This is a genomic window from Lysobacter sp. Hz25, assembly GCF_046097045.1.
GTDB lineage: Bacteria > Pseudomonadota > Gammaproteobacteria > Xanthomonadales > Xanthomonadaceae > Lysobacter > Lysobacter antibioticus_B.
Map to the genome: position 1 here is coordinate 605,245 of NZ_CP175666.1, position 26,900 is coordinate 632,144.

Annotated in this window: 24 protein-coding genes and 1 pseudogene; 15 read left to right on the top strand and 10 right to left on the bottom strand. The window is 64.9% G+C overall.

The annotated features are described in order from the left end of the window. Positions 1-547 precede the first annotated feature (547 nt). The 3 genes from ACKN61_RS02530 to ACKN61_RS02540 all read left to right on the top strand — a co-directional run bounded on the left by ACKN61_RS02530 (position 548) and on the right by ACKN61_RS02540 (position 3,147). Positions 548-1,756 carry a urate hydroxylase PuuD gene (locus ACKN61_RS02530; protein WP_408952159.1) on the top strand — a complete coding sequence of 403 codons (1,209 nt, stop codon included), beginning with the start codon at positions 548-550 and terminating at the stop codon, positions 1,754-1,756. An 85-nt stretch (positions 1,757-1,841) separates the two neighbouring features. Next, positions 1,842-1,985: a Rieske 2Fe-2S domain-containing protein gene (locus tag ACKN61_RS02535; RefSeq protein ID WP_408953746.1), complete on the top strand. Its 144-nt coding sequence runs from the start codon at positions 1,842-1,844 to the stop codon at positions 1,983-1,985. Between the two features lie 121 nt (positions 1,986-2,106). Continuing rightward, entirely contained in the window at positions 2,107-3,147 is a 1,041-nt protein-coding gene (locus tag ACKN61_RS02540; RefSeq protein WP_408952160.1) for a hypothetical protein, read from the top strand. A 192-nt stretch (positions 3,148-3,339) separates the two neighbouring features. On the opposite strand, the gene ACKN61_RS02545 is transcribed toward ACKN61_RS02540, so the two are convergent. Beyond that, complete coding sequence (locus ACKN61_RS02545) at positions 3,340-3,741, bottom strand: hypothetical protein (RefSeq protein ID WP_408952161.1); 402 nt, start codon at positions 3,739-3,741, stop codon at positions 3,340-3,342. 569 nt (positions 3,742-4,310) lie between these two features. Between ACKN61_RS02545 and ACKN61_RS02550 the strand changes: the two genes are divergently transcribed. From ACKN61_RS02550 to ACKN61_RS02565, 4 genes are all read left to right on the top strand, one after another. After that, complete coding sequence (locus ACKN61_RS02550; RefSeq protein WP_408952162.1) at positions 4,311-4,661, top strand: hypothetical protein; 351 nt, start codon at positions 4,311-4,313, stop codon at positions 4,659-4,661. A 362-nt stretch (positions 4,662-5,023) separates the two neighbouring features. After that, positions 5,024-6,259: a WG repeat-containing protein gene (locus ACKN61_RS02555; RefSeq protein ID WP_408952163.1), complete on the top strand. Its 1,236-nt coding sequence runs from the start codon at positions 5,024-5,026 to the stop codon at positions 6,257-6,259. A 186-nt stretch (positions 6,260-6,445) separates the two neighbouring features. Next, the gene (locus ACKN61_RS02560) at positions 6,446-7,228 is read left to right on the top strand and encodes a hypothetical protein (RefSeq protein ID WP_408952164.1); all 783 of its coding nucleotides are present in this window, start codon (positions 6,446-6,448) and stop codon (positions 7,226-7,228) included. A 13-nt stretch (positions 7,229-7,241) separates the two neighbouring features. Then, positions 7,242-7,856 (top strand): hypothetical protein, encoded by a 615-nt coding sequence (locus ACKN61_RS02565; protein ID WP_408952165.1) that lies wholly within the window; start codon positions 7,242-7,244, stop codon positions 7,854-7,856. 278 nt (positions 7,857-8,134) lie between these two features. Here the strand turns inward: ACKN61_RS02565 and ACKN61_RS02570 are convergent, their stop codons facing one another. The 4 genes from ACKN61_RS02570 to ACKN61_RS02585 form a co-directional block, all read right to left on the bottom strand. Then, positions 8,135-8,398, bottom strand: coding sequence for a hypothetical protein (locus ACKN61_RS02570; protein WP_408952166.1), 264 nt, complete (start codon positions 8,396-8,398; stop codon positions 8,135-8,137). A 236-nt stretch (positions 8,399-8,634) separates the two neighbouring features. After that, positions 8,635-10,026 (bottom strand): FAD-binding oxidoreductase, encoded by a 1,392-nt coding sequence (locus ACKN61_RS02575; protein ID WP_408952167.1) that lies wholly within the window; start codon positions 10,024-10,026, stop codon positions 8,635-8,637. Then, a complete protein-coding gene (locus tag ACKN61_RS02580; RefSeq protein WP_408952168.1) occupies positions 10,007-11,101 on the bottom strand; it encodes a GNAT family N-acetyltransferase in 1,095 nt (364 codons plus the stop codon). The genes ACKN61_RS02575 and ACKN61_RS02580 overlap by 20 nt, the downstream gene beginning before the upstream one ends. 202 nt (positions 11,102-11,303) lie before the next feature. Beyond that, positions 11,304-12,341 (bottom strand): class I SAM-dependent methyltransferase, encoded by a 1,038-nt coding sequence (locus ACKN61_RS02585; protein WP_408952169.1) that lies wholly within the window; start codon positions 12,339-12,341, stop codon positions 11,304-11,306. Positions 12,342-12,407: 66 nt separating this feature from the next. On the opposite strand from ACKN61_RS02585, the gene ACKN61_RS02590 reads away from it, so the two are divergent. From ACKN61_RS02590 to ACKN61_RS02600, 3 genes and pseudogenes are all read left to right on the top strand, one after another. Continuing rightward, positions 12,408-12,686: a hypothetical protein gene (locus ACKN61_RS02590; RefSeq protein WP_408952170.1), complete on the top strand. Its 279-nt coding sequence runs from the start codon at positions 12,408-12,410 to the stop codon at positions 12,684-12,686. A 132-nt stretch (positions 12,687-12,818) separates the two neighbouring features. Further along, entirely contained in the window at positions 12,819-13,205 is a 387-nt protein-coding gene (locus ACKN61_RS02595) for a diguanylate cyclase domain-containing protein (protein WP_408952171.1), read from the top strand. A 77-nt stretch (positions 13,206-13,282) separates the two neighbouring features. Beyond that, positions 13,283-14,070, top strand: a pseudogene (locus tag ACKN61_RS02600) (EAL domain-containing protein). Positions 14,071-14,317: 247 nt separating this feature from the next. Here the strand turns inward: ACKN61_RS02600 and ACKN61_RS02605 are convergent. The 3 genes from ACKN61_RS02605 to ACKN61_RS02615 form a co-directional block, all read right to left on the bottom strand. Beyond that, the gene (locus tag ACKN61_RS02605) at positions 14,318-16,444 is read right to left on the bottom strand and encodes a M13 family metallopeptidase (protein ID WP_408952172.1); all 2,127 of its coding nucleotides are present in this window, start codon (positions 16,442-16,444) and stop codon (positions 14,318-14,320) included. Positions 16,445-16,825: 381 nt separating this feature from the next. Then, positions 16,826-17,140 (bottom strand): hypothetical protein, encoded by a 315-nt coding sequence (locus ACKN61_RS02610; RefSeq protein WP_408952173.1) that lies wholly within the window; start codon positions 17,138-17,140, stop codon positions 16,826-16,828. 308 nt (positions 17,141-17,448) lie between these two features. Further along, positions 17,449-17,859, bottom strand: a complete 411-nt coding sequence (locus ACKN61_RS02615) for an SRPBCC family protein (protein WP_408952174.1) — start codon at positions 17,857-17,859, stop codon at positions 17,449-17,451. 367 nt (positions 17,860-18,226) lie between these two features. Here ACKN61_RS02615 and ACKN61_RS02620 point away from each other — a divergent pair, with 367 nt between their 5' ends. The 3 genes from ACKN61_RS02620 to ACKN61_RS02630 all read left to right on the top strand — a co-directional run bounded on the left by ACKN61_RS02620 (position 18,227) and on the right by ACKN61_RS02630 (position 19,864). Then, positions 18,227-18,670: a hypothetical protein gene (locus ACKN61_RS02620; protein WP_408952175.1), complete on the top strand. Its 444-nt coding sequence runs from the start codon at positions 18,227-18,229 to the stop codon at positions 18,668-18,670. A 68-nt stretch (positions 18,671-18,738) separates the two neighbouring features. Continuing rightward, a complete protein-coding gene (locus ACKN61_RS02625; protein ID WP_408952176.1) occupies positions 18,739-19,374 on the top strand; it encodes a hypothetical protein in 636 nt (211 codons plus the stop codon). 109 nt (positions 19,375-19,483) lie between these two features. Then, the gene (locus tag ACKN61_RS02630) at positions 19,484-19,864 is read left to right on the top strand and encodes a hypothetical protein (RefSeq protein ID WP_408952177.1); all 381 of its coding nucleotides are present in this window, start codon (positions 19,484-19,486) and stop codon (positions 19,862-19,864) included. A 100-nt stretch (positions 19,865-19,964) separates the two neighbouring features. Here ACKN61_RS02630 and ACKN61_RS02635 read toward each other — a convergent pair whose 3' ends face one another. Beyond that, entirely contained in the window at positions 19,965-20,435 is a 471-nt protein-coding gene (locus ACKN61_RS02635; protein ID WP_408952178.1) for a hypothetical protein, read from the bottom strand. Positions 20,436-20,888: 453 nt separating this feature from the next. On the opposite strand from ACKN61_RS02635, the gene ACKN61_RS02640 reads away from it, so the two are divergent. Continuing rightward, on the top strand, positions 20,889-21,101 hold the full coding sequence (locus tag ACKN61_RS02640; protein ID WP_408952179.1) for a DUF6289 family protein: 213 nt from the start codon (positions 20,889-20,891) through the stop codon (positions 21,099-21,101). A gap of 371 nt (positions 21,102-21,472) precedes the next feature. On the opposite strand, the gene ACKN61_RS02645 is transcribed toward ACKN61_RS02640, so the two are convergent. Next, positions 21,473-21,751 (bottom strand): hypothetical protein, encoded by a 279-nt coding sequence (locus ACKN61_RS02645; RefSeq protein ID WP_408952180.1) that lies wholly within the window; start codon positions 21,749-21,751, stop codon positions 21,473-21,475. Positions 21,752-22,969: 1,218 nt separating this feature from the next. Between ACKN61_RS02645 and ACKN61_RS02650 the strand changes: the two genes are divergently transcribed. Beyond that, the gene (locus tag ACKN61_RS02650; protein WP_408952181.1) at positions 22,970-26,752 is read left to right on the top strand and encodes a beta strand repeat-containing protein; all 3,783 of its coding nucleotides are present in this window, start codon (positions 22,970-22,972) and stop codon (positions 26,750-26,752) included. The last annotated feature ends 148 nt before the right edge of the window (positions 26,753-26,900 follow it).

Sequence of the window (26,900 nt, forward strand, 5' to 3'; positions counted from 1 at the left end):
TGACAATCACAGATAAACGCGGGATCAATCACATTTGCAGAAGGAGATGTTTCGCGTGCGAACGCTCGTCTCCTCCATTGCGATTGCGGCCTTGAAGCAATCTGTGCCGAGACTTGCACATGAGCGGCGATGGCGTCCCGGTGATTGCGTTCGCGGTTCGAGCCGGTCCGGCAGTCCAGGTCGGTCAATGACAAGACGCCGATATATGCGTGTGAGTGAGATCCGGCGAACGCCTGAGAACAATCGCCGCTGCACCGTATCGGATTTCATTGGCCAGAGGGGGCCAACTTGCCCGATGGCCGACCCAATCCAGGCAACCGGTTCTTGGCCAAAGTTCAAGGCACCTGTGCGGATGCTTTGAATAGCGATTGTGTGCCAAGACCCCATTTGTAGGGAGCAGCGAGAGTGTGTGCAGTGAGAGTCCGTGAGTGAAACGCCGCGCTGTTCAGAAGTAGCGTTTTATGGCGGTACCAGCCGGAACCAGGAAGCGCCCGATTATTGAGACGAGTTTCTCGATCATCGAGACAGGGTTGAAGGAGATCTCGTGATGGTGGACGCCCTGCTCGATTTCGCTGCCGATATAGCGCGCTGGTTGCATGTGCTTGCTGCGGTCGCATGGATGGGTTTCGGCTTGTGGCTCAGACGCCTGGCATTCCGGGCTCGCCCGCTGATCGGTCCGCAAGCCGAGTTGGAGGTTTGGGATACCCACAGCCTGAGTTTCTGGAGGACCACGAAAGTGGCCGCGCCGACGGCTTCGGAGCTCGAAGGCCTGGTCTGGTCGTTCAATCAGATTCGCTGGCTATTCATGACGGGCCTGGTGTTACTCGGCCTCATCTATTACCGCCAGCCCGAAGCCTATCTGATCGATCCCGGTGTTCTTTCGATGTCGGGGCGAACGGCCATCGCTGTCTCGTTACTGGGGTTGCTAGGCGCCCCATTGATCAACGAGGCCGTCAACCGCATTCCGCTTCGTTATCGGCGCACCTACCATTTTTCCTGCGCGATCCATGTCCTTGCCTGGGTCTACGCATATGCGAGTTTGTTCTCGCAGCACGGCGCCATGATCCAGGTCGGCGCGATGTTGGGTGTGACCATCACCACCAATATTCTGTGGTACCTCTATCCGGCGACGCGCGAAGCCGTGGACGCCCTGATCAGGGGCGAGCGTCCCGATCCGGTAAAGAAGCAACTCTGGGATCGGCGTAACCATCATTCGTTCCTCTTGCCGGCGGTAGTCTTCCTGATGCTGTCCAGCCATATGGGAGCCGTCGTGCGGGCCAATGGCCACGCATTTCTCACGATCGCCACGGTCCTCGTCCTCAGCGTGATCTCGCGGCGGATACTGGAAGCGACGCACAGGAACGGCGGCGTCATGCCCGCGCAATTCCGCTGGATCACGGCTTGTGCGGTGCTGACCCTGGGCTTGGGAGCTGGCTGGCTTGCATCGGTCCGGCACGGGTTCGATCGAGTTCGCGTCGAGGCCCATGCGCATGGTTCCGCAATCGATAGACGCCCATTGCGCGCGGAAGAGATCGTTCTGCGCCGGTGTGCGGCCTGCCACGCCGCGCAACCCAGTTTTCCGGGGATGGCCTCGCCGCCTCGCGGGATCGTCTTCACTCCCGACAACTTGCCTCGCTACGCCGGTCAGATCGCGATAGCGGTGGGAAGCGAGCGCATGCCGCCCGGGAATGCCACGGAGATGCAACCGAGCGAGCGCAAGGCGCTGACGGAATGGGCGACCGTTCATGCACGCTGAGCTCTCGCTTTACTGGTGACCGGTAACGCGCGGCGAAGACGTGGGCGAAGACCCCGTCGGCGCGTTGTTGTTGCAGCCGCCGTCGATGTTGTACCGCGCAGGCGGCACCGTCGTCTCCGCGGCTGATCACTGCCCGCACCGCGGCATGCGGCCGAGTCTGGGTCAGTGCCGCGACGGCGCATTGATATGTCCCTGCCGCGGCCCGAAGTTCGGCGACGAAAAGCGTTAACCGGTCCGCACAGCGTCGGGCTCCGCGTTGCCGGACAGGCTCGTCAACCGTTGGCTTGGTGGTGCGTTGGATGGCGGTCGGCCGCGTCCCGCGCGCCGGCGATCAATCATGGAGCGAAACGATGATTCTGGAAAAGGAAGCAACGAGGCGTAATACGAGGTCGCGCCTGTGGGCGGGGCTGGTGTGCGTCGGCGCGGCGTTGGCCCTATTTGTCGCCGATGCCGGCGCATGCGTACCGGCGAAACTGCCTATGGGCGCGAAGGGGCCTGGGCTTTGCTACGGGGCGGAGGTCTGGCTGGAGCCGACCCTGGGAGGGCGAACGCTGGAGCAGCAGTTCGACTTCTACCGCACGCCGTCGACGGCGCCTACGCCGTTGATCGTTTGGGCGCATCCGAACGGGATGAGCAAGGCGTTGGCGGAAGACTCGCCGATGTATCAGGCGCTGGTCGTTCCGGCGCTGCGGGCGGGCTTCTCGTTCGCGTCGATCGAATTCCGGCATCCGGTGACCAACGATGCGCTGACGAACAGCGATACCGATCCGCGCGTTCCGCATTACGATCTCGCCTATGCACTGCAGTTCATTCGCGCCAATGCCGATGCGCTGAACATCGACAAACGCAACGTGTTCTTCGTCGGGCAGTCGCGTGGGAGCTTGGCGGTGTGGACGGCGCTGCAGGACGACATGCGCGATCCGGACAGCCCGGACCCGATCGCGCGCCAATCCACGCGCGTGAACGCGGTCTACGCGGTGAACGCGCAGACGACGTATTCCGGTGCGGAGTTCGCCAATCGCTTCTTGATCGCGGGCGATCGGGCTAGGTTCACCGCTGCGTTCAACCAGCAACACCCGAAGCACGACCAGTTCGGCAGCGCGATCGGCAGCGTCAACGCAGGCGTCAAGGCGGATCCTCCGGTCCGCTTGATCTACGACAGCCCGGAGGTGGGGCGGCTGTTGTCGCTGGAGGAAATGAGCAAGCGCGATCCGATCCACTACCCGGATTTCGGGCCAGCGCTGTGTCGTGCGTACGCGAAAGCGTTCGGCAGCAGTGCGCACTGCACCTACGATGCGGACACGCGCTATGAAGCCGACCCGATAGCGGCATACGCCGGCTATGTCGACTTCTTCAAGCGGTATATTCGCCCTGGTGCGGCCAGCCCCTAGTTGCGGCCGCGGCGCAGCCCAGAGTGCTGGGAAACTGAGCCATTGCACGAATAGTTGGGCGTAAGCCGGGAGTAATTGAGTCCGGCTCTCCGTGCGCCCCGGCAGGCATTCACGTTCCGCCCCGGGCCAGCGCAGCTATGGCGCTGGGCCGGGGCGTCGGTAGCATCGAACCGGCCAGGGTGCTTGCGTGTCTCAGCCGAGGTACCGGAGCGTGAAATCCATCTCGGCGTTATTGCCGTCGATCGAGCCCGGCATGTCGAGTTTGTATCGATTGTTATCGCTGACGCCGCCGCCGTCGGAATTTCTGCCGTTATAGGGGTCGTCCCAACTCACCGATACCGAGTTCCGCGACTGGTCGAGGATGTAGTAGCTCACCGATCCATACGTCCCGGTCCCGAAGCGGTCGGACTCGGACTTCCACTCGCCTCTTTCTCCGGACCTGATGACCGTCGGAGGATAGTCGTCCCATTTCCCGTCCGGCAGGCTCTCCGAATTGTTGTTGAGTTCCAGGTCGTAGGGCGTGTCGTTCTGCAGGGTCACGACTACCGAGCGTGCGGCGTCCTTGGACTGCTTTCGGGAGGTTAAATCCGACATGGCGGCTGTCTCCTTCTTTCGGGGGGGGGCGAGGGTGCGGTCTCTCTCTGGCATCGGCGAGTGCCGACCGGTCGGCTCGCGATCGTTGCCTGGCAGGATGGAAGCACTGGCCGGCCGTAATGTTGCTCACGAATCTTCATTCTGTGATCGCGTGAGCTGGATTCAGATTGCGTCCGCACTCGTGTGCTGGCGATGGCAGGGCCTTCCGGCGGGTGCCTAGTGCCGCGTCTGCAAGGTGGACCGCCTCGCAGCGTTCGCCTGGTCGCGACCTGTGCGCTGGGCTCGCAATCGACTGTGACGTCGCCCCTGAAACCGAGCACCCGTGTCGTCGGAGGTAGGGGATCCGTCAGTTCGAGTTCGTCTGTATATGCGATGTGGATCTCCACATCCGGCGCCACACCGACTCCGCGTGCAGTTCTTGAGCCGGGCCGCTCGCAGGCCCGGAAAATAACTGTCGTCGAAAGCTTGTTTCGCGGATTCCGGCGTCCCACCTACGTCACGAAGAACGGAGCCGTCGCACCTCCAGTGCGGTCTGTTGCTCGCTGTTCTTAATCACATGGAGCGTAACTATGAACATCACGAAGATCGCTTTTGCTGGCGCGCTCGCTATCTCAACACTGCTGGGCGCGAACAACGCCGCGGCTGCAACGCCGTATCCCACGGCGACAGCGCCCACCTCGGCGAAGGTAGCCCCATCCCCCGAATCGGTCGAGTTCTTCCGGCAATTGTGGGATAACGCGATGCTTTTTGCCTATCGCGGATATGGGAATTTCGCGCAGTCCACCTGCGATATCTATCGGTCGCAGGTTTGGCCCGACCCCGGTGCCAACGAGGTCGTCCCGCTCCTGCATCTTCAATGCCGGATCAGCGTAGTCAACATTCACATCCACCACACCAATCCGCTGCCGTTCCCCCTGTGAACCGCGCAAGTCGCCCAAACGCCGATGTGGCGGCATCGAGGGCGATAGTCCGGTGGCACTGATCCGATCGAAAGGCGAGGACGGATCATCGTCCTCGCCCTTCGCCTTGGCGCGAACCCGCGGTGCTCAACCGGGCGGCGTTCTTCATATCCGGTTGGGAGCGCTAACGTGGGGTCTGCCTCTTGCCGACAGTTCCGGCGTCGCCGGCAGCCCTCCCCGTCGCTGCGTTACGAGCGATCTTCCCGGCGCCTTGACCGCTTGCGTGGCGATGCGCCGGTTGCGACTGCCCTTCCGCAGGCGTCGAGATTCATGCTAATCATGGCAGCCTTCCGTGATCGGTTGCGCGCCCAAGGATCGAGCGTATGTCGAAGGTAGTGCAGGTGCTTGCAATCGCGCTGGTGTGTTCGATCTCGGGTTGCGCCCCTGTTCGCTACTATCAGGCGCTCTCCGGAAAATCCGTCGCGGAGCCGGAGCCGCCGAAGATCGTGGAGCGCGGACAGCGCGCGCCGTCGCACGAGAAAGTGTCGACGATGAGCGACGGTTTGTATCTTGCGCGTATTCGTAAACACGGCGAGCAGCGGTTCGGTGTGGTCGACCGCTCCGGGCGGGTGGTGATTCCGATCGGCTACCAGTACCTGAGCGATCTTGGCGGCAAGGGCTTCAAGGCCATCGGTTTGCAGAGCCTGCGCGGTTTCGACCGGCAAGGCAACGAGGTGTCGACGATGCTGTTCGAGCGCGAGCTGCATTTCGAAAACGGCCGGGCGGTGGCCGTGGTCAAGTCGGCAGCGGGCGACTCGGCCGAAGAGCGTTACGGCGTCATCGACGCCCGTGGAGACACGGTGATCCCGTTCGAGTACAGCGGCATCTTCGAAAGCGCCACGGATGCGAAGCCTGCCGTGTCGTGGTATCGGGTCCGGCGCAATATCGCCGGCCCGGGCGAGCCCAGGAAGATTCGCGATGGCTTGCGCGATGCCCAGGGGCGGTCCGTTCTGCCGATCGCTTACTACGACATCTCCCCTGGCATTGATCGCCAAGGACTCGATCAAGGCTGGGCGATGGTGTTCGAGCAGGAATACCGAGGCGTGGCGGTCAACTTCGTCACCGGTTTGCGCATGCCGCGCAACGGCGGCAGCTTCTATGGGCGGACCGTCGGTTACAGAGCCTTGCTCAATCCACCGCCGGAAGCGCTCAATCAGTACGAGAGGATGCAGTACCGAAAAGCCCATGAAGAACGGTATCGGCTGGAGTTGTTCGATACCCACGGCAAGCTGGTGTACGACCAGAGCGACATCGGCGCGACCTGGGACCTGCACGGGCTTATCGCGGTGTCCCGGATGAAGAAGTTCGCCTTGCTCGATGCTGACGGGCGCCAGTTAACGCCGTTCAAATACGATGAAGTGAAGGATTACGGCGGCGGCCAGGCGTTGATGATGGCCGCCGGGAAGGTGGTATGCATCGATGCCGCCCTGGCGCCGGGCACGGAACGGTCCGCGCGCGAATGCACCCGGGCGACGGCCAAGAAGCAAGGCGGGGAACGAAAGCGCCGACAGCGCGATCCCATCGCAGTTCCCGCGGTCTACCCGCGTTATGGCGGTTGAAACGATGAATGCCGAGGATGCGGTGCGTCTTAAGGTAACGACCCAGGCGCTGCCCCATGCCTCGGGGGCTGCAGCGAAGCCGCCGTCGTCACCATCATCGAGGGCAGCCTCGGCCAGCGGTTCAAACCGATGGCCGTCTTCTTTAAGGCAGACGGCCGTGCTTGTTATCCTGCCGGCTCGCCATGGATGGGACTTCTCTTGTCGCCTCGACTCGCTCTTGCCCGTACCTGCCGCGGCCGTATCGCCCGGCTACGTGTTGCCGTCCCCGAGGACGAAGGCCGTTACTGCCTGCACTGGATCGATGAAACCGCTGCGGCGGAAGCCCCGCCGCGTCTGTTGTACGGCCGCGTGCAGGCGCGTGGGGCCGCCGAGCCGGCGCGCAGCCTGGCCGCCTTGGGAGGGATGATCGCGCGGGCCGCACCGGCGACGCTGGGCTTGATCGCGGCCCCGGGCGAGGAGGAGGACTGGGTTCACTGGGTGGTCGTCGACGGCGACGCGCCGAGCCTGATCCCGCCCCAGCGCGCGACCTTGATCGACAAGGCCATGGTCGGAAGCCAGCGTTGGCTGCCGGCATTCCTGCTCGCCTGCATCGTCGCGGTCGCATCGATGCTCTGGTTGTTCTCCGGGGCGGGCGACGGGTTCTTGATGTGGGGCGTGCTGCTGGCGCTGGTCGTCTCGAGTCTGGCGACTCTCGTCACGGGCATCATGCTATATGAGCACGCTGCGACGTTGCTGGAAAACTACCGCTATCGCGAGGCGATCGAGGCCTCGGAGGCGGGCTTGCGCCGAGCGCGTGCGCAGGCGTTCGAACGTCCTGCCGTTGCAAGCGAGCCTGCCGTTCTATGCCAGGGCAAGGACGAGCGCATCGACGCGGATGGGGACGTGGACGAGCACAAGGACTACGACCCGCTACCGCCGCGGCGGCCGCCGGCCCGCGGCCGCAAACGCAGGCGGCGCCATGCAGGTTGAGACGAATCGGCCGATGCGCCTGGAGGGCCGGCTGCGCGAGCTTCGGCTGACGCGCGAAGCCAGCAGCGGCAACCACCTGCATTTCGACGTGTACCGGTTTTCGCTCGGCGAGCGGCGCCTGGCGTTCTACTGCCTGCGCGGCAACCGCTGCGTCGCGCCGTTCCTGGCCGCCGGCGATCGGGTCGAGATCGTCGCCGACGCGCCCCTGGATGCCTCGGGCGATGAAGGCTTGGTGTATGCGCTGCGCAATCTGGAGGATGGTCGACTCTATCTTTCGCACGGAATTTTCCGCATCCGTTTCCAAGACCGCGCAATGACCGTTTTCACCCCGCGCCGGCTGAGGGAGTTGAGGCTGATGCTCGGCGCGCTGGCGCTGCCGACGATGCTGCTGATCGCGGCGATCACTGTGTTCGCGGGGCCGGATCCGCAGTGGGATCTGCTGTGGCTCTGCGCGATCTGCTTCGCCACCGGTTTCGCGGCGATCGTGCTGTCTGGCGCGATCGCTCGCGCCCTGTGGCGACGCGGTTGGGTCACCCCGCGCCAAGACCTGACCGAACGCGTCTACGCGGCATTCGCTTTGGCGCCGCCCCTGGCCGCGTCCCTGCCGCCGCGGGTCTACGAGGTCTGAATCATGAGGCGACCGAGCGGATGCAGCCGGGCCCTCGGCGCGCGGCGTCCCTATCGGTGGTGCCGCCGGCACGCGGATGCGTTCCGCTGTCGGCGTCCAGATGCATCCGGATGCGACGAGTCAAGGTGGATGGCGCGCGTGGCGTGCAGCCCCGTCGGGGCGGAGGTTCCGCGGCCGCGCACGCCGGGCGCCCACGGTTTCGCATCCGGCTGGCGCAAAAGCGGGGCCGTAGCTGGACCCCGCCTCGATATGCGTCGCCCGGCGGCAGATGCGACGCCTTACATCTCCACGATGGGGCCGCCCGGATCCGGCGCAGGCGGGCAACCCCGGTCCGGGGTGCACAGCCCGACCAGGCGCCACGCGGCGGCGCGGCATTGATACAACGAGCCGGGGTCGTAGGGATGATCGTAGGCGACCTGGAACATCTCGCCCTCTCTTTCCAGGGTGCAGGCGTAGGTCGGTTCCGCCGCAGCCGGCATGGCCGAGCCGAGCACGCCGGCGACCAGAGCGAATGCGGCCGTCTTGGCAATCCATCCTTTCATGCGCTGTTCCTCCATTGAAAGCCGCTCCGGTTCACGCCCCTCGCGCCGGGCCGGTACGCGCAAGCCATGCGCATCGCGACGACACGAGTCCCGGAAGCGGCGGCGGCCTCCGGCGTTCCTGCCGCAAGGACGCTAGCACAGGGCGCTCGCAGCGTCGCTGCGGGCGCGCCGTTGTTTCGGTTCGCGACGAGGCGGCAAGGTTGGACGGGCGGTGAACAGTAGGCAGTGGGCACGGGCTAGGAATCGTCATGACGCACGCGGCCGGTATGCGCCGGGTCGTGGAATACGCCATCGGCGTCGTAGCGGGCCCGCAGCGATCGCAGGCGCATCCAGGCCCGACTCGAATAGCAGCGAGCGATCGACCGGCTCCGCTCTTCCAGGTCGAACTCGTTGATGTAGCAGCCGTTCGAAGAGGGTTCCAGGGCGTCGTACAGAGACTTCAGCCAGACCCGGTTGCTCTCGTCGTCGCGCTCGTCGTTCCATTGCGCATAGGTCGATACGAAGAATCGCCCGGACACCGAGAAGGCAGCGTCGGGATAGTCGTGGGCCGGGCGGGGAATGACGAGCGCGCGGGTGGAACGCGACGGGCGCTGTCGCAGGTGCTCGAGCAGGATCTGTGCCGTCTGCGCGGCACCGTCGGTCAGTACATTGTCGGCGCGGTAGCGCCTGGAGTGCATCATCGCCTCGGTTTGCCGATAGATTGCGGCGAAATCGACGGGCTGTTCGGCCTGCGCCTGCGTCTGCGTCCATGGCGAAAGGCGCGAGCGCAGCTCGCGCTGCAGCCGTGCGGCCTCGGCCGCGTGGTCGCAGAACGCGGTTACGCTCAGCAGCGCGGCCGCGCCGTCGCCATCGGCGTGGTCGAGCACGAACATGGTCTGCAGCCTGGAGTCGACCTGCGGCTCCGACAGGGCCGCCATCGCCGACGCGAGTCGCTCGGCGTCGACGCCGTAGGTGCAGTTCGTGATCGCCGCCGGTGCCGGCCAGCATCGCAGATAGAACTTGGTCACCACGAAGAACAGACAAGGCCCCGCGCCCCGGGCGGCCCACAACAGTTCGCTGTTTTGATGTTCGTCGGCGTGCAGTATCTCTCCGTCGGCGGTCACGACGTCGACCGCGATCAGGTTGAATGCGCTCATGCCGCCCCAGGCATCGCAGTTGATGCCCAGGCCGCCGCCGAGCAGGAAGCCGCCGAGGCCCACGCTGCCTCCGTGACCGGTCGGAAACGCCAGGCCCCAGGGCGAAAGCGCGTGCGTCAACTGAGCGCTGGTGACGCCGGGGCCTGCGATCGCGAGGTTCCGGTCCGGCGCGATCTCCAGCTCGTTGAGCAGGGACAGGTCGAGCAAGATACCGTCCTGCTGCAGGAAACAACCGGCGTAGCTATGGCCCGTGCCCTTGATGCCGATGCTCAGGCCATGAGAGCGCGCGAAGAAGACCGTATGAACCACGTCGGACACCGAAGCGGCCCGGATGATGTACTCCGGATAGCGTTCGAACCTGCGTCCGTTCCAGGCGGCGCTGCCGTGCCAGCTCGCATACTCGGCGTGGTGGCGCGACCGGACCTTGCAGTCGAGGCTGCGCGAAAATACGCGGTAGTCGTCGGGCGACGACCTAGGTTGAAGCGATTCCATGTCGGACTACCTCCGGGAGGACCGTAGCGTGCGGATGGGTTGGACCCGCTGCCGCCCGCACTTCGCCGGTCGCGGCATACAGCGGCAGCGGTTTCAAGCCGAGTCGGGCCTTGATGCGTTCGTTCAGGCGCCCTGCCTCGACCATCGGGATTCCTTGTTCGAAGGCGTGCCGGTACACCTGGGCGAAGCTGATCGTGTACGGGCTGAAGTCGGTCCGGTCGTAGCGCATGCCGGCCGACCAGATGCACAGGAAGCGCTTGTCCAGGAAACAGATCAGGCCGCCGGCGACCACGCCGCGATGCTCGACCAGGCACAGACGGGCCAGGTTGCCGCAGGCGCGTACGAACTGGGCCAGAACTTCGGCGGGAAAGTACTGCGGCGTGCCGTACCGGGCGGTCGTTTGCTGGCACAGCTGCGCCAGTTGTTCGAGACGGTCGTCGAACGGCGGCTCGACCAGAGTCACGCTCGCGTCGGTCTCGGCGAACCGGCGCAACTGGCGGGTCATTTCGCGGCGCCCGTCGGTGGGCAGCGCGGCGACGAGCGCATCGAAGCCGGCATGCTCGCGAAAGTCGAGGTAATACCGGTCGACGACGTGCCGGGTCGACAGGCCATGGTCCGCCGCGTGCCGAAGCAAAGGCCCGTCGGCGACATTCAACAGGCCGAAGTAGCGCGCCTGGGCTTGTCTGGCCAGGACCGCGAGTCGATTCAGCAGCAAGGGCAAGACCTCGCCGCTCGGCAGCGTGGACACGATGCTGCTGTCGAAGCAGTGCATGACGTGACTGAACAGTCCCAGCTGGCCGTCCTGGCTCAACAAATTCGCCCTGGCGGCGAGCAGGCCGAAGGGGTCGACGACGGAAACGCGCTGCAGATACGCCGGCAGGAACGCCACCAGGCGTCCGCGGTCCTTGAGCGCGAGATAGTAGGGCTGCAGCACTTCCAGCAGCGGCGAACGTTCGGCCGCGTCGAGGAAGCGCCAATCGTAGAAGAACGATGCGCCGCTCGCTTCGTACAGCGATTGGTAGGCTTCGCGATCGATGTCCTCGAGCGATCGCGCGACCTCCACGGTGATGGACATGAGTCTCTCCAGTGATCGGATCGGGTCCGCCGTCGCAGGTCCTGGTGCGTCGTTCGCCGCTTGCGTGCTGGTCCGGCACCGCGCCCGTTGCGTGGGCGCGACCGCTGGCATCGCGCAGCCCACGCAGCGAGCGCCAGGGCTGGAGGCGGACCGGCCTCGCCGAGCGCCAGTCGCACTCGGCCATCGCCGGGCTCGTTGCGGCTTATTCCTTGCGGCACTCGATGACCGCGGCATGCGGTTTGTCGACGTAGGCCTGCAGTTCGGGCGGGACCTGCGCCGGATCGCCGCGCCTGTCGATATCGGGGTTGCTCCAGGTTACGGTGGCGGCGCCGGCCGCCCGCAGCGCGGCGTCGATCGATTCGGCCGACCAGTACCAGGCATAAACGCTTGCGTCGTGCTGTTGGTAGCAAAGGTCGAGCCGGATCCGGCTGCCGTCGCGATAAGGCGTATCGCCGTCGTCGGGAGTGAGGCGAAAGCCGCAGCCCTCGTAGTAGCTCGGGACGGGCTCGAAGCGCGGATGGATGGGCAGGGCGATGAGTCGGCCGCCCGGGCGCAGAGGACGCATCATCTCGGCGCACATCTGGGTGAGCTCGGTGGCCGTCGTCGCATAAGGCAGCACGTAGACGGAAAGCACCAGGTCGAAGGATTCCGCATGATCCGGCGTCAACGACGAAGTGAATTCGACGTCCACCCGTTCGGCTTGCGCGCGACGTTTGGCGTAGGCCAGCATGCCGTCCGCCAGATCGTAGCCGACCACGCGTCGCGCGCCGCCGTTCTTCAGGACTCTCGAATAGAAGCCGCTGCCGCAGCCGTAGTCGAGCGCGTCGAGCGAGCGCAGATCGCCGAGCGCGGTCTTCACGCTCGGCGTTTCGATCCGCCGACGGAACGGCCAGTTCGCCATGTCCTCGTAAAGGGCGCCGAGCTGATCGAACTGAGCGGCGGTTTCCTTGGCCATGGCATCGATCCTCGGCTGTTTATCTGCGTGGTCGTAAGCAGGGCGCCATAGTTTGAAAAATATCGAATGCAAACCGAGTGCGTCGTCTGATTTATGAGTATCGAAGTTGTGACAGTCGGTTTCTGTGACGCGGCGTTCGCGGTGTCTTCGACGTCGCGATACGAAATCTGTGCCACTAGGATACAAAGCGTTAGTTTCGAAAGGCGCGTCGCGCAGCGAGATGGCCGGCCCGGCGTATTCAGATGGAGGCAAGCGTTGTGGCGCTGATAGCGACGGCGCGTTCATGCCTGCCGAATGCGTTCGATACCGGCCGAGAATCGGTCGGGTGTGGTCTCCGCCTTGAGCTCGGATTTGCCGGATGCGATCGACCTGCTCGTGCTCGATGGCGCCAAGGCGCCGTATGGCGAAGTGCTGGCTCTGGTGGAAGCGCGCTTGCGCCCGGGTGCGCTGATCGTGGCCGACAGCGCCGACTACAGCCCGGATTACCTGGCGCATGTACGCTCGCCGGACTGCGCTTATCTGTCGATTCCCTTCGCCGACGATGTCGAGCTTTCCATGCGGCTCGGTTATGTCGTTGCCGTCTCCAGGAGGCTGTCGATGAGGTGCGCGAGCTCGATGCGGTGCATCTGAATGATTCACCGTTCGCTGCGCGGGACCGAGGCGGCGGCGTTCTTTCGCTGTTGAAGAATCCGTTTATTTCAAAGGTTTACTCTCTTCGACGCGGTATGTAGTAGGGTCTGAAGCCGGCTTGACGGAAAGGTCATGGGCCTCGGCGTATGGCAGATGCCCAGCGGTGCCTGGAATGAGGGGGTTCGTCGACTCAAAGACGGCGTCCAATGTACGACGCAGCGGTCCAGAACGTGGTCGGCCAGCCAGGGAGTGACGCGGGCTGCCGAGCGGTGGTGCGACGAGGTGTTGAGAGCCGTCGGTACTCGCCTAAAGTCGCTCGCGAGCGAGCAGGTCGCCGTGTGTCATTTCGTCAGCGACGAGTTCGTCGTCATTCAACAAGGCGGCGACGGATCAAGGGCCGTGCGTCCGGCCGAAAGCATTCGCTTGTTGCTGACCTTGCCGTTCGAGGGTACCGGTTACCGCGTGTTGTTGACCGCGACGATCGGCATCAGCTACGCCCCGGCGCATGGGCAGATTTGATGCGTCGGACTCAGGCGGCCGCGGAGCGCGGAAAGATCCTGGGCCGCAACTGCGTGTGTCCGTTCCGGACCGAGGACATGCAGGATATCGAGGACCGTATCGTCATCGGCGGTCTCCTGCGCGAGGCGGTCCAGGCCGGGGAACTGGTGCTCAAGTACCAGCCGCAATTCGCGGCTGCGGACATGCGGTTGACCGGCTCCAAATCGCTGCTGCGATGGAACAGTCCGGTTCTCGGCGACGTGTCGCCGGACCGGTTCATCCCCATCGCCGAGGGGCGGGGCTTGATTCGGGAGATCGGCGATTGGGTGGTGCGCGAGGCTTGCCGCCAGATACGCCTTTGACTGGACGCCCGTTATGACGGTTTCACGATTGCAGTCAACGTGTCTCCGCAACAACTGCGGCGCGCGGGCCTGCACCGTGCGGTGGACCATGCGTTGCAGGAATTTCGAGTGCCCGGGCCTATGCTCGAAATCGAATTGACCGAAAGTTCCGTATTGGAGAACCTGGCGCGAGTGCAGGACGAGCTCGACCGGCTCAAGGCCTTGGGTGCAGTGCTGACCCTGGACGATTTCGGCACGGCCATTCGAGCCTCGCGTATCTGGAGCATTTCGCCTGGGACAAGTTGAAGATCGACAAGAGCTTCGTGCGAGGTTTGCCGCAGAGCACCTTGGACGCCTCGGTGGCGCGGGCGATGCTGACCTGGGCGCGGGGCCTGGGGCTTCGGATAACCGTCGAAGACGTGGAAAGCGTGGATCAGGCCGACTTCCTGCGCGAGCTGGGCTGCGACGGGTTGCAGGGCCATCTGATGGGACAGCCGGAGTCTCCCTACGAGGCGGAGAGGCATTTCAAGACCACCGCGCCCTAGCGGTGCGGGCGATTCGCCGCTTGTCTCGTTCCGTTGCGGGTGCGAGCCGTGTTGCTGCGCGGCCAACCGAGTGCCGGTGTCCCAAGCATGTCGGTGGCGCCGTGCCTCTGGCTCTGCAGGCACGCATCGCAGCCCGGCGAATACGGGGCCGTTCTTATCCAGCGGCCGGCTTCGCCGGCCGGGTCGTGAGCTGCGGGCTGCGTGCACGTCCCGGGCTGGGAGTGCACGCTTGGCGGCGCGGCGCGGCTTACCAGATCTTGATGCGCTCGGCGGGTGCCAGGTACAGCTGCTCGCCCGGCTTCGCGCCCCAGGCGTCGTACCACGCGTCGATATTGCGCACGGTCTGTGCGCGCTGCGCCGCCGGTGCGTGGCCGTCGGTGAGCAGGCGCTGGCGCAACGCGGCGTCGCGGATCTTGCCGCGCCAGGTCTGGGCGTAAGCGAGGAAGAAGCGCTGGTCGCCGCTCAGGCCGTCGATCACCGGCGCCGGCTTGTCGCCGAGCGACTTGCGGTAGGCCATGTAGGCGATGGTCAGGCCCGAAACGTCGGCGATGTTTTCGCCCGAGGTCTGCTTGCCGTTGACGTGCAGGCCCGGCAGCGGCTCATAGGCGCTGTACTGGGCGGCAAGCTTCTTGGTCGCTTCCTGGAAATGTTGCGTGTCCGACGGGGTCCACCAGTTGGCCAGGCGGCCCTGAGCGTCGAACTCCGCGCCGGTGTCGTCGAAGCCGTGGCTGATCTCGTGGCCGATGACCGCGCCGATCGAGCCGTAGTTCGCGGCCGGGTCGGCCTCGGGATCGAAGAACGGCTTGTCGAGGATCGCCGCGGGGAAGTTCATCGCGTTCTGCAGCGGCAACTGCACCGCGTTGACCGTCTGCGGCGTCATCCACCATTCGCCGCTGTCGACCGGCTGGCCGAGCTTGCCGAGTTGGTGCCGGTACTCGTGCAGCTCCGCACGCAGGCGGTTGCCCAGGGCATCGTCGGGGCGGATCTCGAGCTTGGCGTAATCGCGCCAGCGTTCGGGGTAGCCGACGCTCACGCGCATCGACTTCGCCTTCTCGCGGGCCTTGGCCTTGGTCTGCGGCGTCATCCAGGCGAGCGAGTCCACCCGTTCGTCGAATGCGGCGAGGATGTTGTTCACCATCTCCTCGACCTTCGCCTTCGACGAGGCCGGGAAGTATTTCTCGGCGTACAGCTTGCCTACCGCGTCGCCGAGCGAGTGGCTGGTCGCGTCGAGCGCGCGCTTGTCGCGCGCGCGCGCCTGCGGCGTGCCTGCGAGGGTGGTGCCATGGAAGCCGAAGGCGAGGTCGATGTAAGCCTTGGGCAGCTCGCCGGGGCCGCGCAGGGCCTCGTTCCAGGCGGCATGATTCAGGGCGTGGAAAGCGAGGTAGTCCTTCCATGCCGGCAAGGGTTCGCTGCCCACCAGAGCGGCGATGCCGGCGATCGCGCCCGGCTGCCAGGCCACGATCTTCGGCTGCGCATCCAAGCCGGCGGCGGCGAAGAACGCGTTCCAGTCCATGCCCGGGGCGCGCTGCGCGAAGGCCGCGGTTTCCCAGGGATTATTGGCCTTGTGCACGTTCTGCGAATCGGTCAGCGGCGCATGCGCCTTGGCGATCTTGGTCTCCAGCGCGACGATCGACTTCGCCTTGGTCTCGGCATCGGCGATACCCGCCTGCTTCAACAACGCGGCCACGTAGGTTTCGTAGGCCTTGCGTGCGTCCGCCATCTCCTTGTCGGCGGACAGGTAATACTCGCGGTCGGGCATGCCCAGGCCGCCCTGTATCAGGGTGGCGACATAGGCCCGCTCCTGCAGGCCCTGGGCGACGAACACGCCGAACAGATTGGCGGTGTGGAAGTTGGTGGCATTGAGCGGGTCGGTGTCGGCGCGCACGCTGGCGCCGAGCACGCGCGACAGGTCGCTGCGCGAGGCGATCGCGCCGACCGCATCCAGCTGCGGTTGCAGCGCCTGCAGGCCGCGCTTCTCGATGCCGGCTTCGTCCAGATAGGCGGCGTGGAAGTCGGCGATGCGGCGCGCGTCGCTGCCGGCTGCCGGTTTGGCGGCGGCCAGTTCTGCGATCAGCGCGGCGTTGCGCCGTTCGGCGGTCTCCAGCAGTACGGTGAACGCACCGTAGTTGGAGCGGTCCGCGGGAATCTCGAAGGTCTTGCGCCAACCGCCGTTGGCGAACGCGTCGAAGTCGTCGCCCGGCTTCACCGCCTTGTCCAGGCCGGCCAGGTCGATGCCGGATTTCGCCGCCGCGGCCGCGGTCTTCGCTTGGGTGGAGGTAGAAGCGCTGTCGGTCGGGGCCGGCTTGCACGCGGTGAGGCTGGCGGCCAGTGCGAGGGTCAATCCGAGGCGCAGAACGTTCGGTCGGTAGGGCATCGTCGTTTTCCGGGGCGGAAGCTTGGAGGGGCGGCCGACGTCATCGCCGGAACCTGGGTCGTCGCCTGCGAGGCGGTAGGTTCTGGCCGGCGATCGACCGGCGATCCGGGATCGACGGCCGGCGGCCTTCGAATAGCGGCCCCATTGTGCTTCAGCATGTCATCGGCTTGGAAGTGCACGGATATTCATAACCGAGGGCATGTTCAAGCTGGGGCCCTGCTGAAGCCTCTGATGAGGTTCCACTCGAGCGCGCAAGCGCCGCATCCGGGCGATGAGCACGTAGGCCGGAATGCGCGAGCTGGCTTCGTCGCCCGACCTGCGCGGCGATCTATGAGCCTCGCCGAGTTCGGGCGGATCAACCCGATTCAGGCCACACCTCGACTACCATCTGGCACTTGGCGATGTGCTCAGATCTTCGTACAGCCCAAGCACGTCGTTGTCATCGACGCCCGGATCGCCGATCGCGTACAGCGTTCCGAAAACGGCTTCGTAAGTGGCGCTGCGATAGAGCAGACACAGGTCAGCGGCAGAAACGCCGGCCGCCGGCGCCCGCTCGATGGCCGGGCCGACCTCGGCGAAGGTGCTATCGGGGCGACGCCTGCAGTTGGCGATGATGTTGTCGAGCCAGGAAGGATCTTCCAGCGGATTGATGATCTCCCGCCAAAGATGCTCGACCAGTTCTTCTCTCGTAGGCATGAGGAACTCCTGTCCGCGATCCGCCTTGGGGTGAATGATGGATGGGAGGGCGCACAGGGGCGCCCTCTTGCTGTGTGCGAGCTCAGGGTGTGACTCACGACCGAGTTGCTTCAGCCGCTGCGTGGCAGCCCGCGAGCGCCGTCGCTGCGGCGAGTGCATCAGTGACGGCCCGGCGGTGTCGCTGCCGACACCGCATTGGTTCCATCCGCACGATTGCGTAGCCGCGCACGTTCGGCGGCTGCGGCTGTCAGGGCCCTGTTCTTCGGGCTGCCTGCCCGAAGAGGCGCTGCTGCGCTACGACGCAGGCCTCAAGCCTTCGCTTCGACGTAGCGCCCGAAGTTGTCGAGGATGGCCTGCCAGCCGGCGCGCTGCATCTCCGCCGGGTTTTCCGACTCCGCATCGAAGGTGGACTTCACCCGGACGCCGTCGGGGCCGTCGATGAATTCGGACTGGACTTCGCGCCCGTCGTCCATGCGATAGGCGATGGTCCGGTAAGGCTCGATACGGGTGTAGGTGCCCTCGAAGTCGAAGCCGAAACTGCCATCCTTGGCTTCCATGCGCGACAGGAATCGACCGCCTTCGCGCAGGTCGACGGTGCTGCGCGTGGTGTGCCAGTCGTCCTGGGCGGTATTCCACTGCTTGATGTCTTCGGGGGTGTTCCAGGCGGTCCAGACCTGGTCCAGCTTGGCGTTCACGACGGTTTCGATGGTGATCTTCATTGCATTCTCCTTTGATGCCCGGGGTGGGCTTTCATTACTACGTCGAACGGGGAAGGGTCAAAACGACATGCTCCCGAAAATTTTTTTCGGTCTCGCTGAGGCGAGCCCTGATCCGTCGTTCCAGGGGTAAGCCCTGTCGGCTTGATGTCCGGAGGCGCCGGATGGTTTATCCCGACGCAGACCGCTTCCGGGTTCGGTTCCGCCCGGGCAACGGCGGACGTCGGCCTGACTTGGATCGGGTGCTGCCATGCCTCGCCGGTCGTGGGCGGGCGGATACCATCCCGATCTCCGTCGAGTAGCATGGGCGCCACTACTCATTCGAGCCGAAGCCGCTTGCTGTCTCGGCTTAATTACGGAGCTGGTGAGCATGGAAAGCGTTTTGCGCTCGGCAATGTGGGTCTTGGCCGGCATGCTGCTGGCGGGCTGCACCGATGAGGTAATGGATGCCGGTTACCCGGCGACCTCGGATGCTGTGGCGAGCGGTGTGGCAAGCAGGGGCTGGGTTCCTGCGTGGGTGCCGGCCTCGGCCAGGAACCTCCAGGAAGTCCATGACGTGGACACCAACCAAAGCGCGCTTTCGTTCACCCTGGAACGCTCTGGGTGGCGACCGCCCGCGCCGTGTCGACCGGCGGAAGCTGATGAGTTTTCGGAGCCCGCGTTCGATCGTTCCTGGATTCCCTCCGGGCAGGACCTTACCGCCGCCTATGACTTTTACGGCTGCCCGTCTGGCCTTGGTGAGTCCATGCTGGAGGCCGTGGCTGTGCAAAGGGAGGGGACGCATGTGCTGCACTGGCGCGTGTTTTCCCGCTAGCGATTCTTTCAAGCCGATGCCGCCTCGCGGCTCGGCTTAACTCAGGCAGTAGCCTGCAGGAGACCATCATGCGCAGCTTATGTCCGACCATCTTCTTATGCCTTGTCGCCGCATCGGCACTCGCGCAGGCGCGCGAGCCGATCGTTGGCCTGCCCTGCGAGGGCTGCGATGCGGTCTTCGATGGTTTGCCCGACCAGTTCGGTTCACGCGCTCGCATCGCGCCGATCTCGGAGTCGGGCCAGCCGATGCTGGTCACCGGACGCGTACTCAATCAAGGGGGCAAGCCGCAGCCCGGCGTCGTCGTTTACGCCTATCAGACCAACAGCGGCGGGATCTACCCGGAGCCATCGGGCGCTCGCGCGTCGCATCGGCATGGTGCGCTCCGTGCCTGGGTATCAAGCGACGCGCAAGGCCGCTACGCATTCGACACCATCCGTCCCGGCAGCTATCCAAGCAGGGACACGCCGCAACATATCCACATGCACGTGCTCGAGCGTGGCTGCGCCACCTACTACATCGATGACATCATGTTTCTGGACGATCCGCTTCTGACCAAGGCGGAGGTCGCGAGCCGGCCGAAACGTGGCGGAGCCGGCATCGGCGCGCCGATGCGCCACAAGGGCGTCTGGCACATCGCGCGCGACATCCATCTGGGCCAGAATATTCCGGGTTACCGATCGTGTCGCAGCGGCCGTGAGGCCTGACAATCCATTCAAGGCGATCCGCGTCCCGGTTCGACTTGATTCAGGCGTTCTGAGTCAGGCGGCCTGAGGCAGGCGCTGGTTGGAACGCCGACCTTCAAGGATGATTCGAATGCAAGTCCCGTACTTGATTGCAGCAATTCTTGCCGCAGTAACCGGCCTGCTCCATTCGGTGCTCGGCGAGATTCTCATCTTTCGACATCTCCGCAACGGCAGTCTGGTGCCGACACTGCCTGCGCCACCGCTACGTGAGCGCAACATCCGAATCATCTGGGCCACGTGGCACCTCGCCACCTTGTTCGGCTGGGCGTTCGCAGGCGTTCTGTTGCAGTTGGCGCTCGGCCACCCCATGTCCGCGCAACTCGCCATCAGGGCGATCGTGTTCGCCTACCTTGGCGGAGCGGTCCTGGTGCTCGTCGGCACGAAAGGGCGGCATCCCGGCTGGGTGGCGCTGACGGCTGTGGCGGCATTGACGGCCGCAGGTTCCACCTGAGCATCGATGGCTCCTCCCGCAGGCGCCCTGGTCGATCGTGGGCTCCACCAGCGGCATAGATTCGTCGATCTGCTTGCGATGCCAGGGCCTGGCACTGGGCTCACGGGCAGGCGAAGGCCACGCTATGAACGAGCTGTTGCGTTGGGTCGGGTTCGATCTGAAAAAAGCAGGAATCCTCGTCGACGCCATAGTGCCAGGTGCCTTTGTCGTCGCCCTCGTAGATTTCGCCCTCGCCCCAACGCTTGCGCGCTTCCGCCAGAGGCTGGCCCGGGCACAAGCCCGAAGGCGTGCAATAGTCCGGCGACGTGGATTCCAGCGTGAGAACTCGACCGGGCTCGATCATCTCGATGCGTAACCCAGGATAGATCAGCTGATAATCGTGATCGCCGGGGGCGCCTATCGTGCTCTGGGGCTTGCCGAGCTTTTTGCGGACCAGGGCCAGAGAATCGCCCAGCTTCAAGCCGGCCAAGCTCAGCTCGCCCCGGGATGGCGCGGCGGGCGGTGCGCCGCAGGCGGGTCCCGCGAACAGCAACGACATCAGCACGATGGCGCGCCAGTTATGAATCTGCATGGTGTCTCCAGATCGCGGGTTCATGATCGCCCTTGCTTCGGCGTGCAGTTCAATTGAAACCGGCTTAGCCGAACCCCGCGCGCAACCTTGAGAGCGTCGCACCCATCCTCGCCGAAAGTTATCCGATTTGCACGCCGGTCCAGGGCGTTTGTTCCAAGGGGCGATGCGCGGTTTCTCTCCATCCGGTGCGGAAGTTCGTGCCCGCGCTGGCGTCCTGGCTGCCGTCGAGGCGCTTGCGGCTTGGGAGTCTGTCTTGGCGAAGCGGCGTTGCGAGTAGCCATCCTGATGGCGGTGCCAGGGAATTTCGCCGCTCTACAGCACGGCCGCAGTATGTTTCAGGAAAGAATCGTCGGATTTGTAGTTGCGAATTCGCGATGCCGGACACGGCCCGCCGCAGCCCTCGCTGTATCTTGCCCCTGCGACGATCTGTCGCAAGCCACGGAGAGGATGACGATGCGCAACATCAAGTTGATCGTGTTGGGAGCCCTGTTGGCGGTCTCTGCCGGTACCGGCGCGGCGATCGCTTCCGCCGGTTGTTACTGCTCCGTCGTGTACTACGACGCAGCCGGTACCGTCGTCGGCATACGGCAGCCGGCCGGATGCGGCGATCCGGGCTGGGGCATCATGACGATCCGGTCGAAGGCCTACGCCGGCTGCATCATGTAGCGCGTAGCGCTCGCGATACTGCGAAGCCGCCCAGCGCTTCCGGGCGGCTTCGCATCCCTTGAGGCAAACGCTCGCCGTTGTGCATCAAGTCGTCGCAAGCGCGTCGTCGAAGTCCGTCTTTGACGGAGAAGCAGGTTGTTCGGCGCGGCCGGATCATCCGCTATGCCGGCCCTAATGCGCCGACCTGCGTTTCGCGCTGTTCCTGTTGAGGCTTGGGAAACATTGCCGGCAGGGCGCCGCGCTCACTCCGCATCCGGTCCTGAGCGGACGACTTGTTGGCTCGGCCCAATGACGTCGGCCACGGACTGAAAAAGCGGGACCCGTGCAGGGCCCCGCCTCGAATCGCATCGTCGGTAGGCGGCTGCGAATCCCTACATCTCCACGATCGGTCCACCCGGGTCCGGCGCCGGTGGGCAACCCCGGTCGGGGCTGCACAGTCCGATCAAACGCCATGCGGCGCCGCGGCACTGATACAGCGAGCCGGGATCGTACGGATGATCGTACGCCACCTGGAATAACTCGCCCTCCCGTTCCACGGTGCAGGCGTAGGTCGGTTCCGCTGCCACGGGCGCAGCCGAGCCGATCAGTCCTGCGAAGAGAGCGAGCGCGGCTCCTTTGGCAATCCATCCCTTGATGCGGTGTTCCTCCATTGAAAGCCGCCTCGCTTGATTCCTCTCTGGGTTTGGGCGGTGGTTGCAAGCACGGCCCATCGCGATGACGCGAGCTCGCCGGAAGCGGCGGCGGCCTCCGGAATTCCCTGAAAACGACGCTAGCACAGGGCGTTTCGCCAGTCGGTGCGCAGATGCCGGTACCGGTGAGTTCGAGCAGATCGGCCGTGCTGTCGCCTGGGGGCGCATGAACGACGTTGCGGGCCGCCGGGCGCTTGGGGGCGGGGCGGTGGATGCGCTCGGTTGCTGCGCGTTCGATCCGCAAGCATTCGCGGGAGCGAACAGGCGATCGCGTTGCGCTGCCCGATCACGCATGCGGTCCGGCGCGGGTGCTGGAGCGGGATGCGACTGCCGGCATGCAGCGACGATGCGGGTGCGCGGCCGCGTGCTGTTTTTGCGATGCGATCTCCGCGACCGCCCGCATCGAGCGGTGCTGGCCGTGGCGTTAGCGCATCAGCCGCAATGGACATCGTCGGCCGATAACGCGGTTGCCGGTCTATCGAGCCGGGCCGGGTGTCGGTGGGGATGGCCGGGGCGGACCCGGCGGCGGCACAAAGCATGCAGATGGGGGCGGGCTGATCCGGCCTGCGGAGAGGCCCATGGCCGCTGCATCACGCGCTCTGCCGCCCAGCATCAGGGTGTGCCAGGAAGGGCAATTAGTGACCAAGAAGGAGGCCAAAAAGGTCACCTTTGCGGACTGTTAATGGAATTTAGCTAAATTTTGGAGAAATTAGCCGAATTTGCCATTACTTGGTCGCTGCCGACGACTGGCATGATTTTTGTGATGTAAGTCACATAAACTAGATTTATCGTCCGCCGCCCCCCTCCGGCCGGACGCGGCCCAGTTCTCCGCGATTACGGATGGCTGGGCGATGCAGTTTTGCTTTGCGACCTGAGCAAGGTCTGCAGGCACAAGTCTGAACGGGCAGGAAGCCCCGATAGCTTTAGGGGGAGGCTATGTCGACCATCCAGTCCGAGATCCGGTGTTACCGCTTCGTAATGCGGCTAGCGCTGTCTGTGCGATCCAGCTCTTTAAGCCCATCTGTCGCGACGGCGAGCCGCAGAACGCAACCTGCCGGCTCGCATGACGTTGCCGTGGCGCGCCGCACACGGCGCGCGTTCCCGCTACGACGCTGGGCGGTCGGCTTGACGCTGATACTGGGCGCTGGCCAGGCATTCGCGGCCACGTATACGGTCACGATGCCGTCCACCGATATCGCCGGCGCGTGCACGGCCGTAGTGGCGGGCGCATCCACCTGCACCTCGCTGCGCGCCGCCATCACCGCAGCGAACCTGACCACGACGGTGGACGACACCATCGCGTTCAGCGCAGGCGGCAGCATCGCCATTGCCTCGGCGCTACCGCTCATCACCGATACCACCACGGTCAATGGCAGCGGCATCACCTTGAACGGCGGTGGCGGGGCGTATTCGGCCATCCAGTTCAGCGGTGCCGGTGCGATCAACAGCCAACTGCAAAGCATCTCGATCGCGAACTTCAGTCAGACGGCAGTCGCGATCAGCAATGCGCCCAACGTCGTGTTGAACAACAACACGATCAGTGTGCCCAGCGACAGTTTCGATGCCATTCGCTGCTTCAACAGCGACAACTGCAGCATCACCGGCAATAACATCAGCAACGGCTTCTATGGCATCAGCGTGTTCAACGGTACCGCGATCGCGGGCTACAACGCCACGGTCACCGGCAACATCATCACCGGCACGAACTACGGCGTCGGTGTGGCCAGCGTAGGCAACGTTACCGTCGGCACCAATACGATCACTAGCACCAATTTCGCCGGCATCCGCCTGGTGCCACAGTTCAACCTCAGCAATACCGACAACAACAGCATCACCAACAACAGCCTGACCGGAGGCGCCGGCGCAGGCATCGTGTTCCAGGGGTTCGGCGGGATGGTCGGGCTGAGCACCATCAGCAACAACCTGATCCAGGGCAACACGATCACCGGCAATAGCGGAGCAGGCATCAGCTTCCAGAGTTCGCCTGGGGTGCTGGCCATCGATGCCAATACCGTCACCGGCAACACCATCACCGGTAACGGCGGCGACGGTGTCGAGATCTCCGGCGCCAATGCCGCCAACAATGCGATCTACGCCAACCTCAATATTTCCGCCAATGCCGGCCTGGGCATCGACCTCAATGCCGATGGCGTGACTTTGAACGATGTGGGCGACGGCGACGCCGGCCCCAACGGTCTGCAGAACTTCCCGGTGGTGACCAGCATTGCCGGCAATACGGTCGGCTTCACCCTCGACACCAGCGCCAATGCGAGCGGCTATCGCATCGATTTCTACAACAATCCCGGCGGCCTGGACCCGACCGGTTACGGCGAAGGCCAGATCTGGCTGGGCAGTTGCATCGTCGCCAGTCCGAGCGCCGTGACCCCAAGCACCTGCACGATCGCCGGGGTCAGCGCCACCACCTTGCGCATGACGGCGACACGATGCCTGACCGGGGCCTGCACCTCGGGCGCGACCTCCGAGTTCAACACCATCGTCCCCACGGTGACGCTGACCAAGGGCCTGAGCGGCAATCGCCTGAGCGACAGCGACCAATTCACGGTGCAGATCAAGAACGGTGCGAGCGTACTCACCACCCCCGGCAACGATACCTCCGCGGGCAGCGGCAGCTCGGTGAACGCCGGTTCCGGCACCACCGGGGCCACTGCGGTCGCCATAGGCACCGCCTACACCCTGACCGAAATCGCTGCCGGCACGGCCAACCTGGCCGACTACGCACAAAGCATCGCCTGCACCAACGCCAACACCGGCTCGACCACGACGCTGCCGAGCGGCAGCACCCAGCCGTTTACGGTCAACCCGACCAGCGCCGCCGACAGCATCAGCTGCACGCTGACCAATGCGTCTCTTTCGAGGGTGACGGTGACGAAGGTGTCCAACGGCGGCACCGGCACGTTCGCGTTCTCGGGCAGCAACGGGGTGGCGAACCACAGCATCGTCACTGTCAGTCCGGGGGTGGGCGTGGCCGGCACGACACAGACGCTGAGCACGGCCGGCGCCGCGACGACGATCACCGAGGCGGCGCCGCCGGCCGGGTTCGTACTGAGCGCGATCAGTTGCACCGGTCTGGGAGCGGGCGGCACGGCGACGCCGACGATCAATGGCGCCTCCGGCGGCAACGTCGTGCTCGATGCGGCGGCGACCGCGGCGGGCAGCAACATCGCTTGCACCTTCACCAACACCAAGCTGGCGACCTTGCGCATCCAGAAGACCCGCATAGGCACCGTCGGCGGCCCGGTGGTCTTCAATTTCAGTGGCGACGGCCCCGGCACCGGCCTGCCCAACGACGACAGTTTCTTCTTCAGCCTCAGCACCACCAGCAGCCAGACCCACGACTACGGCACCGTCAACAGCACGCCCTCGCCGGGCACCAGCGCGCTGAACAATTTGGTGCCGGGCACCTACACCGTTGGCGAGAGCTTTACCGACGGCAACAACAACGACTTCGAATTGACCAACGTCAGTTGCATCAATCAGGCCGGCGGGATCACCGGCAGCACCGTCACGCCGACTTACGGGGCCAACGGCGGCAGCGCCGCGATCAACCTGGTGGCCGGCGCGAACTACCTGTGCACCTTCATCAACACCCGCGATCCGCACATCGTGCTGACTAAGGAAGTGCAGGGCGCCGGTGCGACCTTCGGCTACAGCATCACCGCGACCGGCAACGGTTCGATCACCCCGGCCGCTCCGGCCCTGTCGCCGGTCAGCAACAGCACGGCCTCGGTCGATGTGGATGTTTCGGTGCAGAACAACAACTCGCGCGACGTGACGATCACCGAGAACGCACCGCCGGCCGGGTACGTGCTGGTCAGCGTGTCCTGCACCAAGATCAGGACCGCCGCCAACGGGACCATGACGTCCACCACCTACGCCGGCAACACCGCGACCCGCGCGGTCACGATCCTGGATTTCACCCCGGACGACACCGGCTCGTGCAACTTCGTCAACGCCCAGCAGTCGACCGTGACGATCCGCAAGCTGAGCACCGGCGGCACCGGGACGTTCGCGTTCACCGGCGGCACCAATGGCCTGCCCGCCAGCTTGAGCCTGAACACCGCCACCGCGAATCCGCAGACCTCGGCCGTATTCGCGCTGTCCACACCCGGCCAAGCGGCGAGCCTGACCGAAACCGTGCCGGCGGGTTGGACCCTGACCGGCGTCGCCTGCGTGGATGCGAGCAACAACGGCGTGCCCGTCACGTTGACCGGCAGCACCTTGACCATTCCAGGCGGCTCGACCGGAGGCGGCGAAGCCCTTACCTGCACCTTCAGCAACAGCAAGGCGCCGCGCCTGCGCCTGCAGAAACAATTGCCGCTGGGCCGCTTTACGGGCACCGACCAGTTCACTCTGAACATCGGCAGCAGCGCCGTCACTACCACCGGCACGACCAACGCACCGACCGAAACGGCGACGGTGGACCCGGCCGCGATCGGCACCAGTTACACGTTCGCGGAAGCCGCCGCCGCAGGTGCGGACCTGGCGAACTACGCCGTCACTTATGCCTGCAGCAACGCGCTCGGCGGCGGGCAGGCACCGAGCGGCAGCGTCGGCAGTTTCAGTCTGACCCCGGTCGCCGGCGACGACCTGTTGTGTACCTTCGTCAACACCCGCAATCCGATCGCCGACCTGAGCATCACCAAGACCAATACGCCAGGTTCGGGGCCGAGCGACCTGGCCAACGACAGCCTGAGCCGGGGTGCGAGCACCACCTACACGATCGTGGTCACCAACAACGGCCCGGATGGCGTCACCGGGGCGAACCTGCGTGACCTGGCTTCGGGTCGCAGCAATCTGGATTGCACCGCGCCCGCGACGTGCAGCGGCACGGCTTGTCCCTCGGGAACGCTCACGCCGGCGCAACTGGATGCCGGTGTCGTGCTGGGCTCGATGGCAATGGGAAGTACGGTAACGGTTGCGCTGACCTGTGTCGTGCAATGAGAGCGGCCGGCCACTGGCCGCTCTCTACCCGATGCCCTGGCTTCCGACACCCGGAACTGCACGATGTCCGCATGCTTCCGGGGAGTGTCGACGCGATGCGGCAGCGAGCGAGCGGAGCTGAGACTTCTACGGAACCTCCCGGCTGATA

Coding starts and splice junctions, on each gene's coding strand:
- ACKN61_RS02565 (WP_408952165.1), top strand. CDS start 7,242: ATGCGCCTGGAGGGCCGGCTGCGCGAGCTTCGGCTGACGCGCGAAGCC.
- ACKN61_RS02620 (WP_408952175.1), top strand. CDS start 18,227: ATGGAAAGCGTTTTGCGCTCGGCAATGTGGGTCTTGGCCGGCATGCTG.
- ACKN61_RS02625 (WP_408952176.1), top strand. CDS start 18,739: ATGCGCAGCTTATGTCCGACCATCTTCTTATGCCTTGTCGCCGCATCG.
- ACKN61_RS02615 (WP_408952174.1), bottom strand. CDS start 17,859: ATGAAGATCACCATCGAAACCGTCGTGAACGCCAAGCTGGACCAGGTC.
- ACKN61_RS02645 (WP_408952180.1), bottom strand. CDS start 21,751: ATGGAGGAACACCGCATCAAGGGATGGATTGCCAAAGGAGCCGCGCTC.
- ACKN61_RS02545 (WP_408952161.1), bottom strand. CDS start 3,741: ATGTCGGATTTAACCTCCCGAAAGCAGTCCAAGGACGCCGCACGCTCG.
- ACKN61_RS02555 (WP_408952163.1), top strand. CDS start 5,024: ATGTCGAAGGTAGTGCAGGTGCTTGCAATCGCGCTGGTGTGTTCGATC.
- ACKN61_RS02635 (WP_408952178.1), bottom strand. CDS start 20,435: ATGCAGATTCATAACTGGCGCGCCATCGTGCTGATGTCGTTGCTGTTC.
- ACKN61_RS02560 (WP_408952164.1), top strand. CDS start 6,446: ATGGGACTTCTCTTGTCGCCTCGACTCGCTCTTGCCCGTACCTGCCGC.
- ACKN61_RS02540 (WP_408952160.1), top strand. CDS start 2,107: ATGATTCTGGAAAAGGAAGCAACGAGGCGTAATACGAGGTCGCGCCTG.
- ACKN61_RS02570 (WP_408952166.1), bottom strand. CDS start 8,398: ATGAAAGGATGGATTGCCAAGACGGCCGCATTCGCTCTGGTCGCCGGC.
- ACKN61_RS02630 (WP_408952177.1), top strand. CDS start 19,484: ATGCAAGTCCCGTACTTGATTGCAGCAATTCTTGCCGCAGTAACCGGC.
- ACKN61_RS02650 (WP_408952181.1), top strand. CDS start 22,970: ATGCCGTCCACCGATATCGCCGGCGCGTGCACGGCCGTAGTGGCGGGC.
- ACKN61_RS02580 (WP_408952168.1), bottom strand. CDS start 11,101: ATGTCCATCACCGTGGAGGTCGCGCGATCGCTCGAGGACATCGATCGC.
- ACKN61_RS02530 (WP_408952159.1), top strand. CDS start 548: ATGGTGGACGCCCTGCTCGATTTCGCTGCCGATATAGCGCGCTGGTTG.
- ACKN61_RS02585 (WP_408952169.1), bottom strand. CDS start 12,341: ATGAACGCGCCGTCGCTATCAGCGCCACAACGCTTGCCTCCATCTGAA.
- ACKN61_RS02605 (WP_408952172.1), bottom strand. CDS start 16,444: ATGCCCTACCGACCGAACGTTCTGCGCCTCGGATTGACCCTCGCACTG.
- ACKN61_RS02610 (WP_408952173.1), bottom strand. CDS start 17,140: ATGCCTACGAGAGAAGAACTGGTCGAGCATCTTTGGCGGGAGATCATC.
- ACKN61_RS02550 (WP_408952162.1), top strand. CDS start 4,311: ATGAACATCACGAAGATCGCTTTTGCTGGCGCGCTCGCTATCTCAACA.
- ACKN61_RS02535 (WP_408953746.1), top strand. CDS start 1,842: ATGTTGTACCGCGCAGGCGGCACCGTCGTCTCCGCGGCTGATCACTGC.
- ACKN61_RS02595 (WP_408952171.1), top strand. CDS start 12,819: ATGGGCCTCGGCGTATGGCAGATGCCCAGCGGTGCCTGGAATGAGGGG.
- ACKN61_RS02575 (WP_408952167.1), bottom strand. CDS start 10,026: ATGGAATCGCTTCAACCTAGGTCGTCGCCCGACGACTACCGCGTATTT.
- ACKN61_RS02640 (WP_408952179.1), top strand. CDS start 20,889: ATGCGCAACATCAAGTTGATCGTGTTGGGAGCCCTGTTGGCGGTCTCT.